A 20,372-nucleotide genomic window follows, 5' to 3' on the forward strand; every position below is an offset into this window, starting at 1 on the left:
TCAGCCTCTACTATACCTGAATGATTGAGAGTTCATAACTTTTAATCGTTCAGGTTTTTTGTTGATTGTGAAAACAATGTTGGAAACAGGGTGGAATGGAGCGTAGGACACTCGACTCCTGCGGGAAAGAGAGGGAAAACTGAGATCCCGCAGCGCAGCGAGGAAGCTCAGGTTCCTCCCCGCGGAAAGCGAGTGGCCGTAGCGCAATGGAACGAACGTGTTCAGACAAACCAAAAAGATTGGAACAGCTATTGTTCGTCTCTTAGAAGCAATCATTTTGTTATGTCCCAAACTCTTTTAATTTTTGATAAAAATTTCATTTTCAGTGGAACCTTTTGACCCTGTGACCACGAGTCCGATATCTGTATCAGCTTCTAGATTTTGTACAATAGTAAAAGGAACGTTATGTTTGTTTGCTATTTGAATATATTTTGATAAAAAAGAGTAGGAAATCGTTCCGTTTAAAAAGACTTGTCCACTTTGAACGTTAGTGATGGTTGTTTCAACCTCTTTATAAACGGTTGGCTTCATTACCTGTCCCTTAGTTAGAGCAATTTCAATTCGTTCACGTAAAGCAGTGAGGAAGTATTTACGCTCAGCTTGCTTTGTTTCTTGGGTGCCATATAGTCCTCTTTCTAAATATTCTTCGATGTTTTCACTCATAATTGTCACTCCTTCTTACGTATCATTTCCCCATATTTCAATAAAATATGAGGACTTCATATAAAAATATCATCTTTTAGAACATACTTAAAGAAATCCGATAAAAAGGGTTGCTATTTTGAAAAAATTAGTGTTTAATGAACATAGAACGAAAAGGAAATGATTTCATAAAGTTAAGATTGTAAGCGATTTCAGTTTGGCTTGTATAAAGTTGTTTGGGGAGATGACTTTATACAATAATAGCGCGTTTTGAGGTTTATAAAGGGGAGAATAAGCCTTAAACTAATGGTCAAAAAAGGTTTTTCCATTATAAAGATGCAATCATTTTATCCTTTTCATAAAATGGGCGATGAACGCAAAATTCATCGCCTTTTTTATGTCATTTTTTACTGAGCTGTATACCCGCCGTCCATTACAATGGCTTTGGCTTGTCACTCCTTTCGCTTTATCGCTTGCTAGGAAAAGTGCATAATCAGCAATTTCATCAACTGTTAGCAAACGCTGATGTGGAACGAGGGGGTAGATTACTTGTTCTAATACTTTCTCAAGTGAGATGTTACGTGTTTTAGCTAAGTCTTGAAGTTGGTTACGAACAAGTGGCGTATCTACATAACCAGGACAAAGCGCATTTACTGTAATGACATCCTTCTCCAGTCATAAAAAGATGGTAGTAGTATTACCTGGGGGAATTGAGATATGTATTTATTTCAATAAATGAAAATGAAGCACGCCCACAGGGCGTGCTTCATTACAGGGAAGACTAACTATTTCTAACATTGTACACTTATATATTTCAAATCTAGGGAAGTTAATTCTAAACATAACGTTTAAACTTGTCAAGGGTTATAAGTTTAAATGTTAAAAAATCCCGCTTATGCCCATGTGAACTGAATAAGGAAATATATGCAATATCGTATAACATGATTTTTAAAGAAAAGGAGTGAGCGGTGGTTCACTTCTTTTCCTGTTTTAAAGGAAAAAAGAATAAAAAAAGCGAATATCATACATGACGTCAGAAAAAGTCGAATAAGGGGGAACTTCTATGAAACACATAGTTGGTTTTTTTAATGGGATTATGCAAAGGTATTTACCAGATCCATTTTTATTTGTCATTATCCTAACATTTGCAGTGTTTGGATTTGGGCTTATCTTTACAGATAGTACCCCAATAAATCTAGTGCAGTACTGGGGAGAAGGTTTCTGGGGGTTATTAGCTTTTTCTATGCAAATGATTCTAGTATTAGTTACGGGGCACGTATTAGCAAGCAGTCCTTTATGTGAAAAAGGATTAACGCGCCTTGCTAGCTTGCCTTCGACTCCAGGACAAGCAGTGGTACTTGTATCGATTATCTCATTACTAGCAAGCTTTATAAACTGGGGATTTGGGCTGGTTGTAGGTGCGTTATTTTCAAAGGAATTAGCGAAACAAGTGAAGTATGTCGACTATCGTTTATTAATTGCGAGTGCATACAGCGGCTTTGTCATTTGGCATGGAGGACTTTCCGGTTCTGTTCCTTTAACGATTGCGACACCTGGTCATTTTGCAGAAGACATGATTGGACTTATTCCAACAAGTCAAACCATTTTTTCTACATTTAACTTAGTGATTGTAGCCGCCTTGTTTGTAGCCGTACCGATTGTGAATAGATTAATGATGCCACCAAAGGAAGAAGCATTTGTAGTAGATCCTGAGCTGTTAAAAGACTTTCAAGCAGCATCGGCTGAAGTTGAGCATATGACGCCCGCAGCACGTTTAGAGAATAGCCGAATTATTTCATTGACAATTGGGGCTGCGGGAATCGTATTTTTAGGTTATTACTTCGTGGAAAAAGGACTTTTATTAAATTTAGATATTGTCAATTTTTTGTTTCTGTTTCTGGGAATTTTATTTCATGGAACGCCTCGTAATTTTTTGAAAGCGGTAACAGAAGCTGTGAAAGGAACAAGCGGCATTATTATTCAATTTCCATTTTATGCAGGGCTGATGGGCATCATGGTATCTTCAGGGTTAGCAACTGTGATTTCAGAAACATTTGTTTCGATTTCAACTGAAACAACGTTTGCGATGTTTGTTTTTTGGAGTGCTGGAATTGTTAACTTTTTTGTACCGTCCGGCGGAGGGCAGTGGGCAGTTCAGGCTCCGGTAGTTTTAGACGCAGCTCAAGCTTTAGATGTACCAACTGCAAAAGCTGCCATGGCAGTAGCCTGGGGAGATGCTTGGACGAATATGATTCAGCCATTTTGGGCGCTTCCTGCTCTTGCAATCGCTGGGTTAAAAGCAAAAGATATCATGGGATATTGCGTCATGATTTTGTTAGTAAGCGGCGTCATTATTTCATTAGGATTGCTTATTTTTTAATACAGCGATTAGTAAAAGATGTTATCGATAAGCATGCAAAAAATGCCGATACTATAAATGCAGTAGAAGTCGATACTGTAGAAAACGTAAAATTTCTCTTGCAACCGCCACGGATTTTGCTATAATAGCCACGGTGGCTTTTTTAGACACTGGGTGGGTGAGGGATATTGAGAAAAGAAGGAAGAAAATTTGAAAGCGTTATTAGAAAATTTGTTTCAATTGAAGCATCATAACACAACGCTTGGAAAAGAAAGCGTTGCGGGCGTTATTTCCTTTTTATCAATTGTATATATCATTGCGATTAATTCAACTATTTTATCAGATGCAGGCATCCCATTAGAAGCAGGTATTTTTGCGACGGTGGCTGTATCGGTCATTGGTTGTTTACTGATGGCGTTTTGGGCAAACGCCCCGCTTATTTTGGTTCCAGGTATGGGAATCAACGCGTTGTTTACGTATACAATGGTACAGTCAATGGGATTAACGTGGCAAGAAGGACTAGCTGCCGTATTTATATCCGGCGTTTTGTTCACTTTACTTGCATTTTCAAGGCTATCTGCAAAGCTTGTGGCTGCGATTCCGCACTCTTTAAAAGAAGCAATTACCGTTGGAGTCGGGTTATTCTTAACATTTATTGGGCTTCAAAAAGGTGGATTGGTTATTCCAAGTGATACAACGTTTGTTGCATTAGGGAATCTATCAGATCCGTTTGTGCTTAGTACGTTGTTGACATTGATGATTACAATTGTGTTATTTATTCGAAATATACGCGGAAACTTTTTGCTCAGCATGATTGCTGGAACGCTTATTGCAATGTTGTTTGGTGTTCAAAATCAATCGAACGGCAGCACCTCTACAAGCTTTCAAGAATTTTTTGCAGGTTTCGGTGCCTTTTCGTTTACAGCGCTTGGACAAATTACGTTTTGGGCTGCGGTGTTCTCGCTAACCATGGTACTTGTATTCGAGAACATTGGATTAATTCATGGCCAATTAGGCATGATGGACCAACAGGAAAAGTTTTCAAAAGCTTTTCAAGCAAACGCTGTTTCTGCCTCTTTGGCAGGTCTCCTTGGCACGAGCCCAACTGTTGCTTCAGTTGAAGGAGCATCAGGTATTGCAGCAGGTGGAAGAACGGGACTTACGTCTTTAATTACAGGCGTGTTATTTTTAAGCTCACTGTTCTTTATTCCATTTATTAAGCTTATTCCAGATAGTGCAATTGCACCGATTTTGATTGTTATTGGTGGTTTGATGATTCAAAATATCAAGAACATCAACCTCCAAGATCTATCAGAAGGTTTCCCAGCGTTTTTAATTATCGCTCTAATTCCGCTCACGTACAGCATTGCTGATGGTATCGCTTTTGGTTTTATTGCATACCCGCTTTTAAAGCTTGCAATCGGCAGAATGCGTGAAGTATCCGCTTTCATGTACGTAATTGCGTTGTTATTTTTCTTGAACTTTGTTTTACATTATATTGCATAAAGTTAAGCAGCTGGATTGCCAGCTGCTTTTTTATTTGAATGGATGATTTTAAACTTCTAAAAGAAGGAATAAGGTAGACAAAATTCATGCGTGGTTGCACAACTTAGGGCTTCCTATGATGATAGGATTATTTTTGATGACTGTGCTTAATACGTAAAGCATGACGCTTATTATAACAGTAGAAGCTACTTTAACAACAGTTGGGATTTTACTGTTTGTTTATCATGTTTTGGCGCATTTAAAGTCGGAATAGAAGCAAAATATGTCGGCAATTAAAGGGAAAGAGATAAAGGGAAACGCAGTTATTTTATCGAATATCTAATAGTAAAATAACATAAGAAAAGCGTTTTTTATTTATCAAAAGCAGACTAGGCCTAATAAAAGGGGGAGCTCAGCGGTAAGAAGTCTAGTTACTTATTACGTCTAAAGAGTGGGGTATAAGTTTCTTACTGCGGAAATACTATGAATGAACAGCAGCAGTTTGTACGTGTGAGGGAGTTAGCAAATGAGATTATTCGTTTTAAGCTTCAAGATCGTGCGGTCTATAACGAAGTTGAGCTGCGCAATAGCGTCGAGTTATTAGCTCGCTCCATTGTAGATTTGGCAAATGTTCATTTAAAAGAAGATGCTAACCCAGAAACATCTCTTAAAGCAACAGTGTGTAAGGTGAAGATGGTGTATAACCATATGAATCAAAAAGCAAAACAGCAAGGTCTTGAAGGGGCATATCAAGAAATTCAGGATTTAAAATCGTATGCAAAGAATGAATATGAACAGAAGAATCTTTTAGGATAAGCGATTCAACTAACTCCTTCCTTTGTACAAAAAGAAAGGAGAGAGGTAAATTTGTCATCTTTAACAATGCCAGAAACCATTGTAGCATCATTATTAGCGCTATTTGTAATGGGAATTTCCATTCTGTTTTTGATGACGCTGATCTTAATGATTGTTAGGAGAGAACGTATTCAGGCTCTTGTAAAAGCAGGCAAGACAGGTAATGGTGCTCAGCACAGCCTAGGAGAATACCTCCGGGCAGTTTGGAAGAGACATTAAAAAAGTGCGAGGCAGACGCTTCGCACTTTTTCTTATTTAGTAGGGATGCTATTATTTCGTGCTAAAACAATTTCCGCTGCTTCACTGACGGATGAAACAACAGCAGAAGCGTGTTTTTTCACTTCTTCAGGAGCTGTGGCCATCGCAAAGCTATTCGGCGTTAAGTGAAACATTGGAATATCATTAAAGGAATCACCCACGCATGCTACTTCTTCAGGTTGTAAACCTAAATGATCTAGTAAGATTTGAATAGCATTTCCTTTGCTGATGTGCTTTGGCATGATATCCAAACAGTTTTTGGCAGAAATGTAGGCATCAATTTGCTCTTTAAACTGATGTGTTAAATCAGCTTGAAGAGCTACCAATTCTGAGTGGTCTCCAAGGATTGTAATTTTAGATGGCGAGAGGTTTAATCCAAAAGAGTCGAGCATATTTTCCTGCTCCTCAATTGGGAAAAACATATGCTTTTCAATTTCATTAATGACGTCGGTTTTCGTTTCTACATAGTTCGTATCGTTTGAACAAACTAAGACGACGTGGTTAGGATTTAGCGTTTGTTTGTATAGGCTGGAAGCTAACTCACTTTCAAATACCTTAGCGTGTAGTGAATGATTATCTCTTGTCCAAACAAACGCACCATTTTGACTAATTCGATGAAAGTTATTTTGAATATCAGACGAAATTTTTAGAATTTCACTATCCATTCGTCCTGATGCTAAACAAACATCAATATTGCTTTCTTGAAGCTTTACTAACGCTTCAATATTATGTGTTTCAACATATTTTTCCTGATGAAGCAACGTACCGTCAAGGTCGCTGACAAATAGTTTGATCAACTTAAAAAAGCTCCTTTCAATGAACCGGTCATATTCTTATAAATAGTAGTATACATGCGTATTTATTGTATCAAGAAAACGCTTGTATTTCATATAAAAAGGCTTCCTCGAATCGGAAGCCTTTTTATCATGCTACTTGTGTATTAATGTTTTGATTAGTATAAGTACGAATCTGTTTAATATACCAACCGCCTACGAATAAAGTAAGAACTGTACCAATACCCATTGATAAACCATAATCTAACCCTAAACCTTCTGGAGCATAGAAGATATAGCAACAAACTACCGCCGTCATAAACATAGATGGAATTCCGCAAATCCAATGGTTTTTAGCATGTTGAAGCAAGTAAATGGTAGCTGTCCATAGCATGACAGTGGCAACGACTTGATTGGTCCAGCCAACGTATCTCCAAAGGAATGAATAATCAATTGTTGATAGATAAAAAGCTGGAACCGCAACGGATAATGTATAAATAAACGTTGCTTTTTTATTTCCTTTTTCTTCTTTATGGTTCTTACTAACAAGATCCTCTAAAATCATACGAGATGAACGTAATGCCGTATCCCCAGTTGTAATTGGTAGAATGATAACACCTAAAATAGCGAGAATGCCTCCTAATGTTCCAAGCCACGATGTTGAGATTTCATTTACTACCGCAGATGGTCCACCAGCAGCAAGTGCTTCTTGAAGGCCACCTGTTCCGTTGAAGAATGTCATTGCAGCTGCTGCCCAAATTAAGGTGATAACTCCTTCTCCAATCATCGCGCCGAAAAATACTTTGCGTCCGTCTTTTTCATTTTTTAGTGTACGAGCAACAATTGGACTTTGCGTACAGTGAAAACCCGAAATAGCACCACATGAGATAGTTACCATTAATAGAGGCCAAATCGGCAGCTCTTGTGGATGAAGGTTTTCTAATGTTAAATTTGGTACAGATTCTTTTGAAATGAAAATAAGTGCAAATGCAATTGAGACAGCCATGAAAATCAATACTGCACCGAATAAAGGATAAATTCTTCCAATAATTTTATTAACAGGTAGGACCGTCGCTAAAATAAAGTAAGCAAAAATAATAATTAGCGATACGATAAAAGGTAAAGATGTAACGCTTGTAATTAGCTGAGCTGGACCAGCTGTGAAAGCTGCCGCTACTAAAATCATAAGCACAAGAGAAACGACATTGATGATCTTTCTCATATTTGCTCCAAGATATTTACCAACTAGAGCTGGGTACTGTGCTCCACCATGGCGAAGAGATAGCATACCAGAGAAGTAATCATGTACAGCTCCTGCAAAGATACAGCCGATGACAATCCAGATGAACGCTACCGGTCCGTATAAAGCGCCCATAACGGCTCCGAAGATGGGGCCAAGACCTGCGATGTTTAAGAGTTGAATTAATGAACCTTTCCACCATTTCATCGGAACGTAGTCTAATGAATCAAACTTTTCATACGCTGGTGTTTGTTTGTTTGGATCTATAACGAAAATTCGCTCAACCACTTTTGAGTAAATGGCATATCCCCCGATTAAAAGGGCAATAGAAGCGAAAAAAGTAACCATGTGAACATCCTCCTAAAAAATAAAAGTTTTAATTGTTTGAAAATTTAATATTCTTATCCTAACAAATGTCAGAGGAGGTGACAAGGTATTTTTTTAGAAAAGTTAATTTTTTTAGTTTTTTAATGTTTGAATAGGAAAAATCCACCATTAGATAACGATGGATTTTTCTTTATTTATTATAGGACGTTAAAATATTTAGCTTCTGGATGAGCGAACACAAGAGCGGTAACGGAAGCCTCAGGCTCCATCATAAAGCCGTCCGTAAGTTGAATACCTATATCTTCAGGATCAATCAACTTAAATAGCTTGGCTTGATCTTCTAAGTCTGGACATGCCGGGTAGCCAAAAGAGAAGCGTTGTCCTTGATACTTAGCTGAAAATCTTTCTGCCATAGTAAAATCTGGAGAGTCAGGGAAGCCCCAACGGTCTCGAATTTGTTGATGAACACGTTCTGCCAAGCCTTCTGCTAGTTCAAGTGCTAGCGCTTGGAAAACGTGACTCTTTAGAAACTCACCGTTTTCTTTAAACTGAGCGGCACGTTCGCGGATTCCTGTACCGGCTGTAACTGAGAAGAAGCAGACATAATCCATTTCTTTCTCAACAGGCTTGGCAAAATCAGATAAGCACAAGAACTGTCCTTTCTCTTGACGCGGGAACGTGAAGCGCTCAATTTCTGTCTTCTGGTCAGAAGGGTCATAGATAATTAAATCATTTCCATCTGACTGCGCAGGGAAGAATTGATAGATAACAGCTGGCTTAATTAAGTTTTCCTTTAGAGCTAATTCCAGCAATTCATCTACCGTTTCTTTTAATTGAACGGCTCGTTCATCTTTTTCAGCAAGTAATTTATTAACTTTACCTTTAAGTCCCAGATGATGGCCTAAAAGCATTTGCCAGTTAATGTAGGGTAAAACTTGCGCCAAATCGTAATGCTTCACAACGTGACGTTTTAAATCAGATGGAATAAACACCGGAGCATCCGTTGATACAGCAGACCGTTGTAACACGGCTGTTGCAGTTGTGTTTTCCTGATGTTTTCGCTCTTTAAACGTGACTTTCTTTTCTTGACGAGCTTTTAAATCTTCAAGAAGCTGTGTAATCTCTTCTTTGTCTTGAAGCTTATTGGCAAGCGATAAGCCATCCATTGCGTCTTTAGCATATAGAACAGCACCTTCGTATTCAGGTGCAATTTTAAAATCAGTAAACTTACGAGATAGCGCAGCGCCTCCTACCATAATAGGCACGTTGATCTTAGATTGTGTAAGATCCTGAGCTGTTAATACCATCTGCTGAGCTGATTTTACTAGTAGGCCGGATAACCCAATGATATCAGGCTTTTCCTTTTGCACAGCTTCAATGAGCTGTTGAGGCGTTACTTTAATTCCTAAATCGATCACTTTAAATCCGTTGTTGCTTAAAATAATGTCGACTAAATTTTTACCGATATCATGTACATCACCTTTAACTGTAGCTAAAATCACTTTCCCTTTACCAGAATCGTTTTCTGACGCTTCCATATGCGGCTCTAAAAAGGCAACGGATGCTTTCATGACTTCAGCACTTTGGAGAACTTCGGCGACGATTAGCTGGTTATCATTAAACAAGCGCCCAACCTCTGCCATTCCATTCATTAATGGACCGTTAATAATATCCAATGGGTCATCATATTTAGCAAGCGCTTCTTGCAGATCCGGGAGCAGTCCTTCTTTTGTTCCTTCTACAATATACATAGCTAAACGTTCTTCAAGGTTTAAATTCGATACTTCGATTTTTGACTCTTTCTTTTTATCACGATAAAAGTCTGTAAACGAGCTTAACGTTTCATCGTTAGTAGTAAACAGTAACGCGTCTGCTAGCTTAATTTCTGCTTCAGGGATGGACGCATAGCGCTCTAACTTTTCAGTATTTACAATGGCATAGTCAAGACCAGCTTGCGTACAGTGATAGAGGTATACAGCGTTTAGCACTTCACGCCCAACAGGCGGTAAGCCAAACGATACGTTACTGACGCCGAGAATTGTTTGACAGTCAGGCAATGCTTCTTTAATCATTTTAATTCCTTTTACCGTTTCTTCCGCAGAGCCAATATACTGTTCGTCACCTGTACCAACAGGGAAAACAAGCGGATCAAAAATAATATCTTTAGGGTTGAATCCATGTTTTTGAACCAGTAAATCGTGTGAGCGCTTCGCAATTTCAAGCTTTCGCTCAGCGGTAACCGCCATACCTTCTTCATCAATTGTACCAACCACAAGAGCAGCACCGAATTTTTTTACAAGCGGTAAGATGGCATCGAACCGCTCTTCGCCATCTTCTAAGTTAATGGAGTTAATAATTGCTTTACCCTGTGAGTAGGTGAGGGCACGTTCAATTACGGCTTCGTCCGTTGAATCAATAACAAGAGGGACTTTGACTTTTTTCACAACCTCTTGGATAAACAGTTCCATATCTTCAATTTCATCGCGATCGGGATCGGCTAAGCAAATATCAATAACATGTGCACCATTTTTTACTTGAGCGCGCGCGATTTCAGAAGCTTCTTCAATCTTTCCTTCTGCAATAAGGCGCTTAAATTTACGTGAGCCGATAACGTTGGTACGTTCACCTACAAACAAAGGACGCATGGAGTCATCGTAAATTAATGACTCAATTCCAGAAACAGCATGGTTATGCTCAGGACGATTTAATGGACGAGGAGAGACGTCTTTCACAGCTTCAGCCAACGCCTTAATGTGAGCAGGCGTAGTACCGCAACAGCCACCAACAAAATTCAACCAACCTTTGTCCGCAAAGCTTTTAATTTTTTGAGCAAGAAGTTCAGGTGATTCATGGTAGTTACCTTCTTCATCTGGAAGGCCAGCATTTGGGTAACAGCTAACAGCAGACGTTGCTAATTCAGATAAAGAGCGAATATGATCCGTCATAAACTCAGGGCCAGTAGCACAATTTAAGCCAACAGATAGAGGCTTGATATGCTCTAATGATAGATAGAAAGATTCAATATCTTGGCCCGCCAGCGTCGTTCCCATCGGTTCGATTGTTCCTGAAATCATAATAGGAAGCTCTTTGCCCGATGCTTCAAATGCAGCTGTAATTCCTAAAAAAGCGGCTTTTACGTTTAGCATATCTTGACACGTCTCCACCAGAAGGAGGTCAACGCCACCGTCTAATAATCCACGAACTTGTTCTTCGTACGACTCGACCAATTCTTGAAAGGTAACTCCGCCCGTTACCGACAATGTTTTTGTTGTAGGACCAATAGCTCCGGCTACAAACCTTGGCCACTCAGGCGTTGAAAACTTATCTCGTGCTGCCACCGCTAGCTTTACAGCTTCGATGTTTAGCTCGTAGGCAAGGTGACCTAAATCGTACTCATCTAATACAATGGAAGTAGAGCCAAACGTATTGGTTTCAATAATATCAGCACCTGCAGCGAAATATTCTTCGTGAATACGCTGAATAACGTGAGGAGCTGTTAGGGTTAAATACTCATTACAACCATCGTACTCTTCGCCACCAAAATCAGCAGCTGTTAAATTTGCGTCTTGAATCATGGTTCCCATTGCACCATCAATAATTAATATTCGCTTTTGTAATTGTTCTTGAATTAATGAGGTCATTTAGTTCTTCCTTTCTGTCGTTACAAGCTGTTTATCGTTGATATAACGAGTTAAAATCTCGGTCATTTCGTAGCGCAAAAACGGTGTAATCAAATAGATACCATTAAATAATTCATAGGCAGTATCGATTAAGTCTTTTGCAATTGCTAATCCTTCAACTTCACCTTTAATTCGATCTTCTCCAGTAGCATCCATGCGTGCTAAAATATCTTCCGACAATTTAATTCCGGGTACTTCATGATGAATGAAGCGAGCGTTACGAGCACTTGTTAGTGGCATGATGCCGATATAAATTGGAGCCTCTAAATGTTTCGTTGCTTCGTACACTTCTTCAATTTGTTTTGTTGAGTATAGCGGCTGTGTAATAAAATAGTGAGCACCGTATGAAATTTTCTTTTCAAGTCTGACAACTGCACGGTCTAAATGTCGAACGTTTGGGTTAAATGCCGCTGCGATTGAAAAATTGGTTTTTTGTCCAAGTGGCTTTCCTGAATAGGATAATCCTTCATTAAATTGAGCAATTAAGCTAATTAAATCGAATGAAGAGACATCATAAACGGATGTAGCTCCAGGGAAATCTCCAATCTTTGATGGATCTCCTGTAATGGCTAATACTTGGTTAATGCCAAGTGTATGAAGTCCCATTAAATGGGATTGAAGTCCGATTAAGTTACGGTCACGACACGTAATATGAACAAGCGGTCGAGCATCCGTTTGCTGCTGCATAAGCGATGCCATTGCTAAGTTGCTTACTCGAGGTGATGCCAGAGAATTATCTGCAAGGGTAACCGCATCAACACCAGCCTTATGAAGAGCTTTTGCACCATCTAAAAATTTTGTTGGTCCGAGCTGTTTTGGTGGATCAAGCTCAACGATAATTGAACGCCTTTCTTTCACAAGATCATGGAGGTGTGGTTCCTTTGTTTGTTCTTGTTCTTTGATTTCTACAACTGGTCTAATCTTTACTTTCTTTTGCGTAATAGGCTTTTCATGCTTCAATGCTTGTGACATCGCTTGAACATGAGCGGGCGTAGTACCGCAGCATCCACCTACTAAACGAACGCCTTGATTGCGAAAAGCTTTGGCGCTTTCAACGAAATACTCTTGATTTGTAGCGTACTCCACTTTTCCTTCTACATAAGCTGGTAAGCTTGCATTTGGATAAGCTGATAAGAAAGCACGATCTAAAAGCGGAACTTCTTCAAGCGATTGAATCATATGAGAAGGGCCTAAACGACAGTTCAGACCGACAACATCTGCACCTAAAGATTCTAACTCTTGAAACGCATCATAAAGGGATGTTCCATTTTGTAATACGCCAATATCATGGAGTGAAACATGCGTAATGATTGGTTTTGATGTCTCTTTTCTAGCCAAGGACAACACCGTTTTTAATTCTTCAAAATCGTAGTATGTTTCAAATAGCAAGCCGTCAACGCCTTCATTTAACAGCCAAAATAGCTGCTCGCGAATGCTTCGCTTTACTTCTTCTGTTGAGATGGCGTTTTTTTGAAATGAGCGAATGCCCCCTAGTGTACCGACCACGTATGCATCTTTCTTAGCAGCTTGCTTTGCAATTCTGACGGCTGAAATGTTAATATCTTTGACAGCATCTTCTAAACCATATCGTGCAAGCTTTTGATAATTGGCAGCATATGTATTGGTTTGAATGACATCTGCACCTGCTTCTACATATGCACGATGAATGCGCTGAATCTCTTCTTTTTTTGTGATGTTTAGCTCTTCAAAGCAGCTATCAATTCCATGTGAATACAGAAGGGTACCAGTTGCACCATCTCCTATTAAAATGCGTGATTGTAAATCTTCAAGTAACCCCATTTGAAAACCTCCTTAAACGTTCCATTTCATCTGTTATCAGTTGTGTTCAAATAAAAAAAGAAAATGAATTAACAAAAAAAGCCTTCTGTAAGAAGAAGACTTTATTTCTTCTTCTTATCTTCCAAGCGATTTGCTTGCTGGATTTAGCACCATGTCATTTCGACTGGTTGCTGAGGTTTCAAAGGGCCAGTCCCTCCACCTCTCGTGATAAGAATCCATATATGATTATTATTTTAGTTCATTCTGCGATATGTTTACTTAAAAAGAAACGAACGATAAAGATGAAATTTAATCTTATTATCTAATTTATCTGATTTTTGTATATTATACAAGACAATTTCGAAAATTTCACTAATAAATCATAAGAAGAGGGTGGGCATAACAAAACAAATTTCCAAAAATACCAACACTCCCTTTTCTCACCTCTTTACGTTGTCAGAACACGTTCGTTCCATTGCGCTATGGCCACTCGCTTTCCGCGGGGAGGAACCTGAGCTTCCTCCCTGCGCTTTGGGATCTCAGTTTTCCCTCTCTTTCCCGCAGGAGTCGAGTGTCCTACGCTACGCTTCATTCCAGCCTATTTTCAACATTGTTTTCACAATCAATAAAAAACCTGAACGATTAAAAGTGAGGAACTCTCAACCGTTCGGGTTTATCATTGGCTGAATTACTTATTTCTCAGCCTCGGAGTGCATTGAATTAAATTGTTGAAATCTACGTGTTAGAAAAGAAATTATCTAAATAGGTTTAATCAACAGGTCGTCCTTTAGAAGCCTCTAAAATTTGGAACCACTGCATGCGATTCACCTTTAAGTCCAACGCTTGAATAGCTACATCAATGCGGTTCATTTTTCCAGACCCGACAATCGGCATAATAGTAGCTGGGTGAGCTAGTAACCAAGCATAGACAACTTGATCTAACGATTTCGCTCCAATTTCTTCACCGATTTCTGTTAGCTTGTTTCGAACGCGAATGGAACGCTCATCTTCAGCAGTGAAGATGGAGCCGCCACCTAGTGGTGACCAGGCCATCGGCGCTATCTTATGCTGCTGGCATTGTTCAATTGTGCCTTCTTCAAAATGGTTTAAATAAGTAGGCGAGACTTCAATTTGATTCGTAATAAGTGAAAAAGGTAAGAACGATTGAAGTAAATCAAACTGTGAACGTTTAAAGTTCGAGACTCCAAAGTAGCGTACTTTTCCTTCTTCTTTAAGCTGAATAAACGCATCTGCTACTTCTTGTGGATCCATAAAAGGATCTGGACGGTGGAGGAGTAAAACATCTATATAGTCCGTATTTAAATTCTTTAATGACTGGTTGGCGCTGTTGATGATATGTTCTTTGCTCGTATCATAAAAATTAATTTTACGCTCTGGATATTTATCAGACGTTAGCTTAATGCCACATTTTGTAACAAGTTGCATAGACTCGCGTAAAGAAGGCTTTTGCGCTAACGCTTGCCCAAATAACTTTTCACAGCTGTAGTTACCATAAATATCCGCATGGTCAAATGTAGTAATACCTCGATCTAAGCATTGTTCAATTAGAGTTTGCGTATCATTTGTTGATAAGTTCCAATCGGCTAAACGCCATAACCCATGAATAATTCTTGAAAACTTTAAATCTTCCGCTAGCTTTATGTATTGCATACCTTCAACCCTTTCAAAAGAACTAGATAGTAAATTCGCTTTGATTATAACAGGTAGATAAAGCGATTACATTTTTAAAGATTCGTCATTTTTACTTTGCCTCTACATATAGTTTAGTACAAGCTGCTTTTCTGAGCGATAAGACATGTTGTCATAAAGAATAAAAAATAGTGAGTTCCAAGAAAATGAGGTGGAGAACTTGAGTAAATGGAAGCTGACGCTACAAGTAGCTGCTACCTATATCGGTACGGTAGTGGGGGCTGGGTTTGCAACGGGTAAAGAAATTGTTCAATTTTTTACTCAGTATGGCTCAATGGGTTTATTCGGAATTTTAATTAGCGGTTTGTTCTTTATTTGGTTAGGGTCAAAAATGATGCTTATTGCACAATCGATTGATGCAACGTCTTATCAAACGTTAAATACGCATCTATTCGGTACATTTATGGGGAAGCTGATTAATGGATTTACCATTATTATTTTGTTTGGAGTCACATCCGTTATGCTAGCGAGTACGGGAGCAATTGCAGCCGAACAGTTTGGACTTTGGCCACAGGTGGGTATGCTTCTTACAATTGGTTTAGCATACATATCAGTGTCCAAAGGAATTAATGGGTTACTATTTGTTAATTCACTTGTAGTGCCAATGATGCTTGCTTTTTCAATTTTAATCTTTATTCCACACGCTCCTGATTTTTCATTTTTACAAGTGTCAACGGTTCATTTTCAAGGGGATTGGAACTGGCTGATTAGTCCTTTTTTGTATGTGGCTCTTAATTTAGCATTAGCACAAGCCGTCCTTGTTCCTTTAGGAAGTGAAGTGAAAGATAGAAAAGTCATTAAAAACGGTGCGGTTTTAGGAGGAATTGGTTTAACATTTATGATGGTGGCAACGCATTTAGCTCTTTCAAACTTGCCGTATGCATACCATTTAGATATTCCAATGAGTGAAGTAGTAAAACATATTGGCCTTTTCGTTAATTGGCTCTTTTTACTAGTAGTTTTTGGAGAGATTTTCACCACACTAATTGGAAATGTATTTGGAATTGCTAGACAGATTCAATCCATATTGCCAATCTCAAATCAGCGAGCTTTTGCCTTTATCTTTGCGCTATGTTTTCTAGTTGCACAGGTTGGGTATGGAGAGTTGTTGAAGGTGCTGTATCCGATTTTCGGCTATATTGGATTAGCACTTTTAGTTATGCTCTGTATCAAAAAAGAAAAAAGTTAACTCTGTAAGTTAAGTGAAAATGTGTTAAAAAGTGTGACAACTGTTTAAAGCTTTGCTATAATAAGGTCAAATTCGACAGATATTGTCGACATAAATATCCTTCGGGGTCGGGTGTAAGTCCCAACCGGCGGTGATAAGGCAATGCCTTTAAGCCCGTGACCCGTTTTCGTATTTTTCGATAACGGTGGATCTAGTTAAAATCTAGAGCCGACAGTAAAAGTCTGGATGGGAGAAGGATCAGGAGCACAGTGGATGTGTAGCGATTACATAGGCGTAATGGCTTTTTTAGAAAACCGTTATATCCAACTGCTTATTTAGTATACCGCAAAGTGAGATGGCTATTAAGTGCTATCTTGTTTGTGGATGCTTTGTATACACTGATTCTAAAAACAACCCCCTTGGACACTTGTTTAAGGGGGCTTTTTGCGTACATTGTATGGGGAAAGAAGGTGAAAGAATGTTTACAGGAATTATTGAAGAAATTGGTCAAGTGAAACAAATTAACAAAGGAAAAGAAGCAATTGTATTAACCATTGAAGCACGTGTTGTCCTACAGGACGTGTCTCTAGGAGACAGTATTGCAGTTAATGGTGTGTGTCTGACAGTGACTTCATTTTCAACTAATCGATTTACCGTTGACGTGATGCCTGAAACAATCAAAGCGAGTACGCTCCAATTATTGACCGTGGGCTCAAAGGTTAATTTAGAGCGTGCGATGAGCGCAAATGGACGGTTTGGTGGTCATTTTGTGAGTGGGCATGTTGATGGTATCGGTACAATTGTGAATAAAGAGCGAAGAGGCAATGCTGTATATTATGAAATTAAGGTAGACCCTAGCCTTCGTCATTATATGATGTTAAAGGGCTCTGTTACTGTTGATGGGACAAGCTTAACGATATTTAATGTTACAGATCATTCTTTTACAATTTCTTTAATTCCGCATACTGCCAAAGAAACAATTATTGGAAGAAAAGAACGAGGAGATGTTGTTAACATTGAATGTGATATGTTAGCCAAATATATTAAAGAAATGATGATGAAACCTTCATCTGCTCCTGCACCGAAACCTTCCAATATGCAAAGTTTACTCGAAAAGCACGGGTTTACAAATTAAAAGAGAGGTGAGAAAAATGTTTCACACAGTAGAAGAAGCAATTGATGATTTAAAAAAAGGTAAAGTGGTTATTGTTTGTGATGATGAAGACCGCGAAAACGAAGGGGATTTTATTTCACTAGCTGAAACGACTACTCCCGAAATCGTTAACTTCATGGCAACGCATGGTCGAGGTTTGATTTGTACACCAATCACAGAAGAAGTTGCTGCTAAATTAGAGCTTAATCCTATGGTAACAACCAATACGGATATGCATGGTACAGCTTTTACTGTTAGTGTTGATCATGTATCAACAACAACGGGAATTAGTGCTCATGAGCGTTCGGCAACCATTCAAGCATTAATTGATGATAAAGCTAAAGCTACAGACTTTCGTAGACCGGGTCACGTATTTCCTTTAATTGCGAAAAAAGGAGGAGTATTACGACGTGCAGGTCATACAGAAGCTGCCGTTGACTTAGCACTTCTTGCTGGAGGTAAGCCTGCGGGTGTTATTTGTGAAATCATGAAAGAAGATGGAACTATGGCACGCGTGGCAGACCTTGCTGTGATCGCAGAGCAATTTGACTTAAAAATGATTACAATTAAAGATCTTATTGCATATCGTCGCAAGCATGATGAGCTTGTAAAGCGCGAGGTAGAAATTCAATTACCAACTGCTTTTGGTGACTTTAAGGCGATTGGATATACAAATAAAATTGATGATAAAGAACATGTAGCTATTGTAAAAGGTAAAATTAATCCCGAAGAACCTGTTCTTGTTCGTGTTCATTCTGAGTGTTTAACTGGCGATATTTTTGGATCCAAACGCTGCGATTGTGGACCACAGCTTCATGCAGCACTGTCAAAAATTGAAGAGGAACAATCGGGAATCCTTCTTTATATGCGTCAAGAAGGAAGAGGTATTGGGTTAATAAATAAATTAAAAGCATATGAACTGCAAGAGCAGGGATATGACACGGTTGAGGCTAATGAAAAATTAGGGTTTGCTGATGACCTTCGTGAATATGGGATTGGTGCGCAAATTTTAAAGGATTTAGGCGTGAAAAAGATGAAGCTTTTAACCAATAACCCGCGTAAAATTACCGGTTTAAAAGGTTATGATCTCGAGGTAGTTGAACGTCTTCCAATTGAAATGCCAAAGGAAGTCGAAAATGAGAAATATTTAAATACAAAAGCGACGAAACTAGGTCACTTATTACATTTTTAATTATTTAATTTACACATAAAACATAAAAAAACTAGGAGGAATAGAAAATGAGTCATGTGTTTGAGGGGAATTTAGTTGGTACTGGATTAAAAGTTGCAATTGTAGTCGGGCGTTTTAATGAATTTATTACAAGCCGATTGCTAGGCGGAGCGCAAGACGCGCTAAAACGTCATGGTGTAGCAGAAGCAGATGTGGACATTGCTTGGGTACCTGGCGCATACGAAATTCCGTTAATTGCAAAAAAATTCGCAGAATCAAAAAAGTATGATGCGGTGATTACGTTAGGAACAGTTATTCGCGGCGCAACACCACACTTTGATTTTGTTTGTAACGAAGTAGCAAAAGGCGTTGCTTCACAGAGTCTACAAACGGGCGTACCAATTATCTTTGGTGTACTGACAACGGAAACAATTGAACAAGCGATTGAACGTGCAGGTACAAAAGCCGGTAACAAAGGATGGGAAGCAGCAGCTTCTGCTATTGAGATGGCAAATTTGTCTCGTTTAATTGAAGGGTAATAAAAGCGCTTGTTGCAGTCTAGAACTGTAGCAAGCGTTTTTTAAACTATTTACAAATGTATAATTTACAGGAAAGGTTTTACCCTATATAGTAACTAGTTTATGTTAAGGGAGACTTTCATGCCTCATTATATACCGTTTTTGGTTTTAATTATCATAAGTGTCCTAATCTTTGTTTTTGTTCTATGGAATACAAGGGATAAAAAACTGATTATCTTATTATTCTTTATGATTGGTTTAGCGTACGTGTTGGAGTACTTCATTCTTGTACTATTTAAAAGCTATCAATATAATCCGAATTTTGTACATAAAACAGACCTTGATAATATTTTGGGGTCGTTGGTATCACAAGCCTTTGCATTTCCAGTTATCGCTGTTTTAATTGGGGCTTATCAGCTGAAGTTTCGTTATATTGTACTTATATCGTTTATTTTTATGGGAATTGAAGAATTGTTTATCTCTTTAGGTGTGTATATACAGTATTGGTGGAAAACGATTTACACAGGTATTTTTATGACAATTGGGTTCGTCATTGCAAAGACATGGCATGCGTGGCTGTCTGATCGATTTGAGCGGTGGATTCATGTATTAAACTTATTCTTTAGCTTATTAGCAATTAACACAACCATCATGTTGTTTTTACTTGCCATGTTTAAAACCCACTCTATACATGTGGGGTGGTTTCAATCAGAGACACGGGATGTGCTTAGTTTTAATACACTTTATGTATGGCTTTTAACAGCCCTATATTCTTGGGGAATTTTAAAGCGTTCTCTAACCATGCTAGGCTGCTTTTTTCTTGGTTTTCGAATAGCTGATTTCGTTTTACTGTCTACAGATATATTGGTGTTACCTAAATGGAATTCGTTGGGGTTCTTTGCACTATTAGATGTTGTAGTAATTTTATTTACAGCTAAATATCACTAGTGTTGCATAAATGTTGACGCAATTTTCAGTTTAATGTTTTTTCCTGTTTAGAGCCAAAAAAGTAAATACCTTATTAAAGGTGGCTCCATCCATTTGGAAATTATGTACAATTAGACTTGTGCGACGACGACAATTTATTTTTAAGGAACGGTTTTTCCTTTAATCTTTCGTATCCAGATATGTGCCGGTTTCCATAACGAAGCCCTTAAAAAACGGCTAATCTGTAGCGTTTTTCGCTTACTTTTTGTTTCGATTTGCGCAATTACATTTAGGCAAAAAACAATCAGTGCGATAAACACTTGGTTT

Annotated in this window: 17 protein-coding genes, 2 pseudogenes and 2 riboswitches; of the genes and pseudogenes, 10 read left to right on the forward strand and 9 right to left on the reverse strand. The window is 38.5% G+C overall.

The features are described from left to right. The first annotated feature begins 90 nt into the window (after positions 1-90). Positions 91-339, forward strand: a complete 249-nt coding sequence (locus AS180_RS22785) for a hypothetical protein (protein ID WP_139109222.1) — start codon at positions 91-93, stop codon at positions 337-339. Here the strand turns inward: AS180_RS22785 and AS180_RS17430 are convergent. Continuing rightward, complete coding sequence (locus AS180_RS17430; protein ID WP_025911362.1) at positions 298-666, reverse strand: YueI family protein; 369 nt, start codon at positions 664-666, stop codon at positions 298-300. The two genes, AS180_RS22785 and AS180_RS17430, sit on opposite strands and share 42 nt — an antisense overlap. A gap of 383 nt (positions 667-1,049) precedes the next feature. Then, positions 1,050-1,302 (reverse strand): annotated as a pseudogene (locus tag AS180_RS21805) (SDR family oxidoreductase); the annotation flags it as partial. 403 nt (positions 1,303-1,705) lie between these two features. Between AS180_RS21805 and AS180_RS17435 the strand changes: the two are divergent. From AS180_RS17435 to AS180_RS17450, 4 genes are all read left to right on the forward strand, one after another. Continuing rightward, entirely contained in the window at positions 1,706-3,022 is a 1,317-nt protein-coding gene (locus tag AS180_RS17435; RefSeq protein ID WP_062687210.1) for a short-chain fatty acid transporter, read from the forward strand. Between the two features lie 189 nt (positions 3,023-3,211). Next, positions 3,212-4,507 carry an NCS2 family permease gene (locus tag AS180_RS17440; protein WP_025909171.1) on the forward strand — a complete coding sequence of 432 codons (1,296 nt, stop codon included), beginning with the start codon at positions 3,212-3,214 and terminating at the stop codon, positions 4,505-4,507. A 462-nt stretch (positions 4,508-4,969) separates the two neighbouring features. Further along, positions 4,970-5,302, forward strand: a complete 333-nt coding sequence (locus AS180_RS17445; RefSeq protein WP_226372988.1) for a hypothetical protein — start codon at positions 4,970-4,972, stop codon at positions 5,300-5,302. A gap of 51 nt (positions 5,303-5,353) precedes the next feature. Beyond that, a complete protein-coding gene (locus tag AS180_RS17450; RefSeq protein WP_226372989.1) occupies positions 5,354-5,560 on the forward strand; it encodes a hypothetical protein in 207 nt (68 codons plus the stop codon). Positions 5,561-5,592: 32 nt separating this feature from the next. On the opposite strand, the gene AS180_RS17455 is transcribed toward AS180_RS17450, so the two are convergent. The 6 genes from AS180_RS17455 to AS180_RS17475 form a co-directional block, all read right to left on the reverse strand. Continuing rightward, complete coding sequence (locus AS180_RS17455; RefSeq protein WP_025909174.1) at positions 5,593-6,396, reverse strand: Cof-type HAD-IIB family hydrolase; 804 nt, start codon at positions 6,394-6,396, stop codon at positions 5,593-5,595. Positions 6,397-6,523: 127 nt separating this feature from the next. Then, positions 6,524-7,960 carry a carbon starvation CstA family protein gene (locus AS180_RS17460; protein WP_025909175.1) on the reverse strand — a complete coding sequence of 479 codons (1,437 nt, stop codon included), beginning with the start codon at positions 7,958-7,960 and terminating at the stop codon, positions 6,524-6,526. 176 nt (positions 7,961-8,136) lie between these two features. Continuing rightward, on the reverse strand, positions 8,137-11,580 hold the full coding sequence (metH, locus tag AS180_RS17465; RefSeq protein WP_062687211.1) for a methionine synthase: 3,444 nt from the start codon (positions 11,578-11,580) through the stop codon (positions 8,137-8,139). Further along, positions 11,581-13,419 (reverse strand): bifunctional homocysteine S-methyltransferase/methylenetetrahydrofolate reductase, encoded by a 1,839-nt coding sequence (locus AS180_RS17470; protein ID WP_062687212.1) that lies wholly within the window; start codon positions 13,417-13,419, stop codon positions 11,581-11,583. 111 nt (positions 13,420-13,530) lie between these two features. Next, a riboswitch (SAM riboswitch) is annotated at positions 13,531-13,633 on the reverse strand. A 213-nt stretch (positions 13,634-13,846) separates the two neighbouring features. Next, the gene (locus tag AS180_RS22790; protein WP_156413505.1) at positions 13,847-13,990 is read right to left on the reverse strand and encodes a hypothetical protein; all 144 of its coding nucleotides are present in this window, start codon (positions 13,988-13,990) and stop codon (positions 13,847-13,849) included. Positions 13,991-14,166: 176 nt separating this feature from the next. After that, on the reverse strand, positions 14,167-15,069 hold the full coding sequence (locus AS180_RS17475) for an aldo/keto reductase (RefSeq protein ID WP_025909178.1): 903 nt from the start codon (positions 15,067-15,069) through the stop codon (positions 14,167-14,169). 199 nt (positions 15,070-15,268) lie between these two features. On the opposite strand from AS180_RS17475, the gene AS180_RS17480 reads away from it, so the two are divergent. The 5 genes from AS180_RS17480 (at position 15,269) to AS180_RS17500 (ending at position 20,066) form a co-directional block, all read left to right on the forward strand. Continuing rightward, positions 15,269-16,297 carry a YkvI family membrane protein gene (locus AS180_RS17480; protein WP_025909179.1) on the forward strand — a complete coding sequence of 343 codons (1,029 nt, stop codon included), beginning with the start codon at positions 15,269-15,271 and terminating at the stop codon, positions 16,295-16,297. 93 nt (positions 16,298-16,390) lie between these two features. Beyond that, a riboswitch (FMN riboswitch) is annotated at positions 16,391-16,538 on the forward strand. Between the two features lie 216 nt (positions 16,539-16,754). Continuing rightward, entirely contained in the window at positions 16,755-17,411 is a 657-nt protein-coding gene (gene ribE / locus AS180_RS17485) for a riboflavin synthase (RefSeq protein WP_025909180.1), read from the forward strand. Positions 17,412-17,427: 16 nt separating this feature from the next. Beyond that, on the forward strand, positions 17,428-18,621 hold the full coding sequence (locus AS180_RS17490) for a bifunctional 3,4-dihydroxy-2-butanone-4-phosphate synthase/GTP cyclohydrolase II (protein WP_062687213.1): 1,194 nt from the start codon (positions 17,428-17,430) through the stop codon (positions 18,619-18,621). A 47-nt stretch (positions 18,622-18,668) separates the two neighbouring features. Continuing rightward, the gene (gene ribH / locus AS180_RS17495) at positions 18,669-19,139 is read left to right on the forward strand and encodes a 6,7-dimethyl-8-ribityllumazine synthase (RefSeq protein WP_025909182.1); all 471 of its coding nucleotides are present in this window, start codon (positions 18,669-18,671) and stop codon (positions 19,137-19,139) included. Between the two features lie 228 nt (positions 19,140-19,367). Beyond that, on the forward strand, positions 19,368-20,066 hold the full coding sequence (locus tag AS180_RS17500) for a hypothetical protein (RefSeq protein WP_220387611.1): 699 nt from the start codon (positions 19,368-19,370) through the stop codon (positions 20,064-20,066). A gap of 140 nt (positions 20,067-20,206) precedes the next feature. Here the strand turns inward: AS180_RS17500 and AS180_RS22795 are convergent. Continuing rightward, positions 20,207-20,372 (reverse strand): annotated as a pseudogene (locus tag AS180_RS22795) (IS4 family transposase); the annotation flags it as partial.

Origin of the sequence: Priestia veravalensis, from assembly GCF_001457055.1 — a bacterium.
GTDB lineage: Bacteria > Bacillota > Bacilli > Bacillales > Bacillaceae_H > Priestia > Priestia flexa.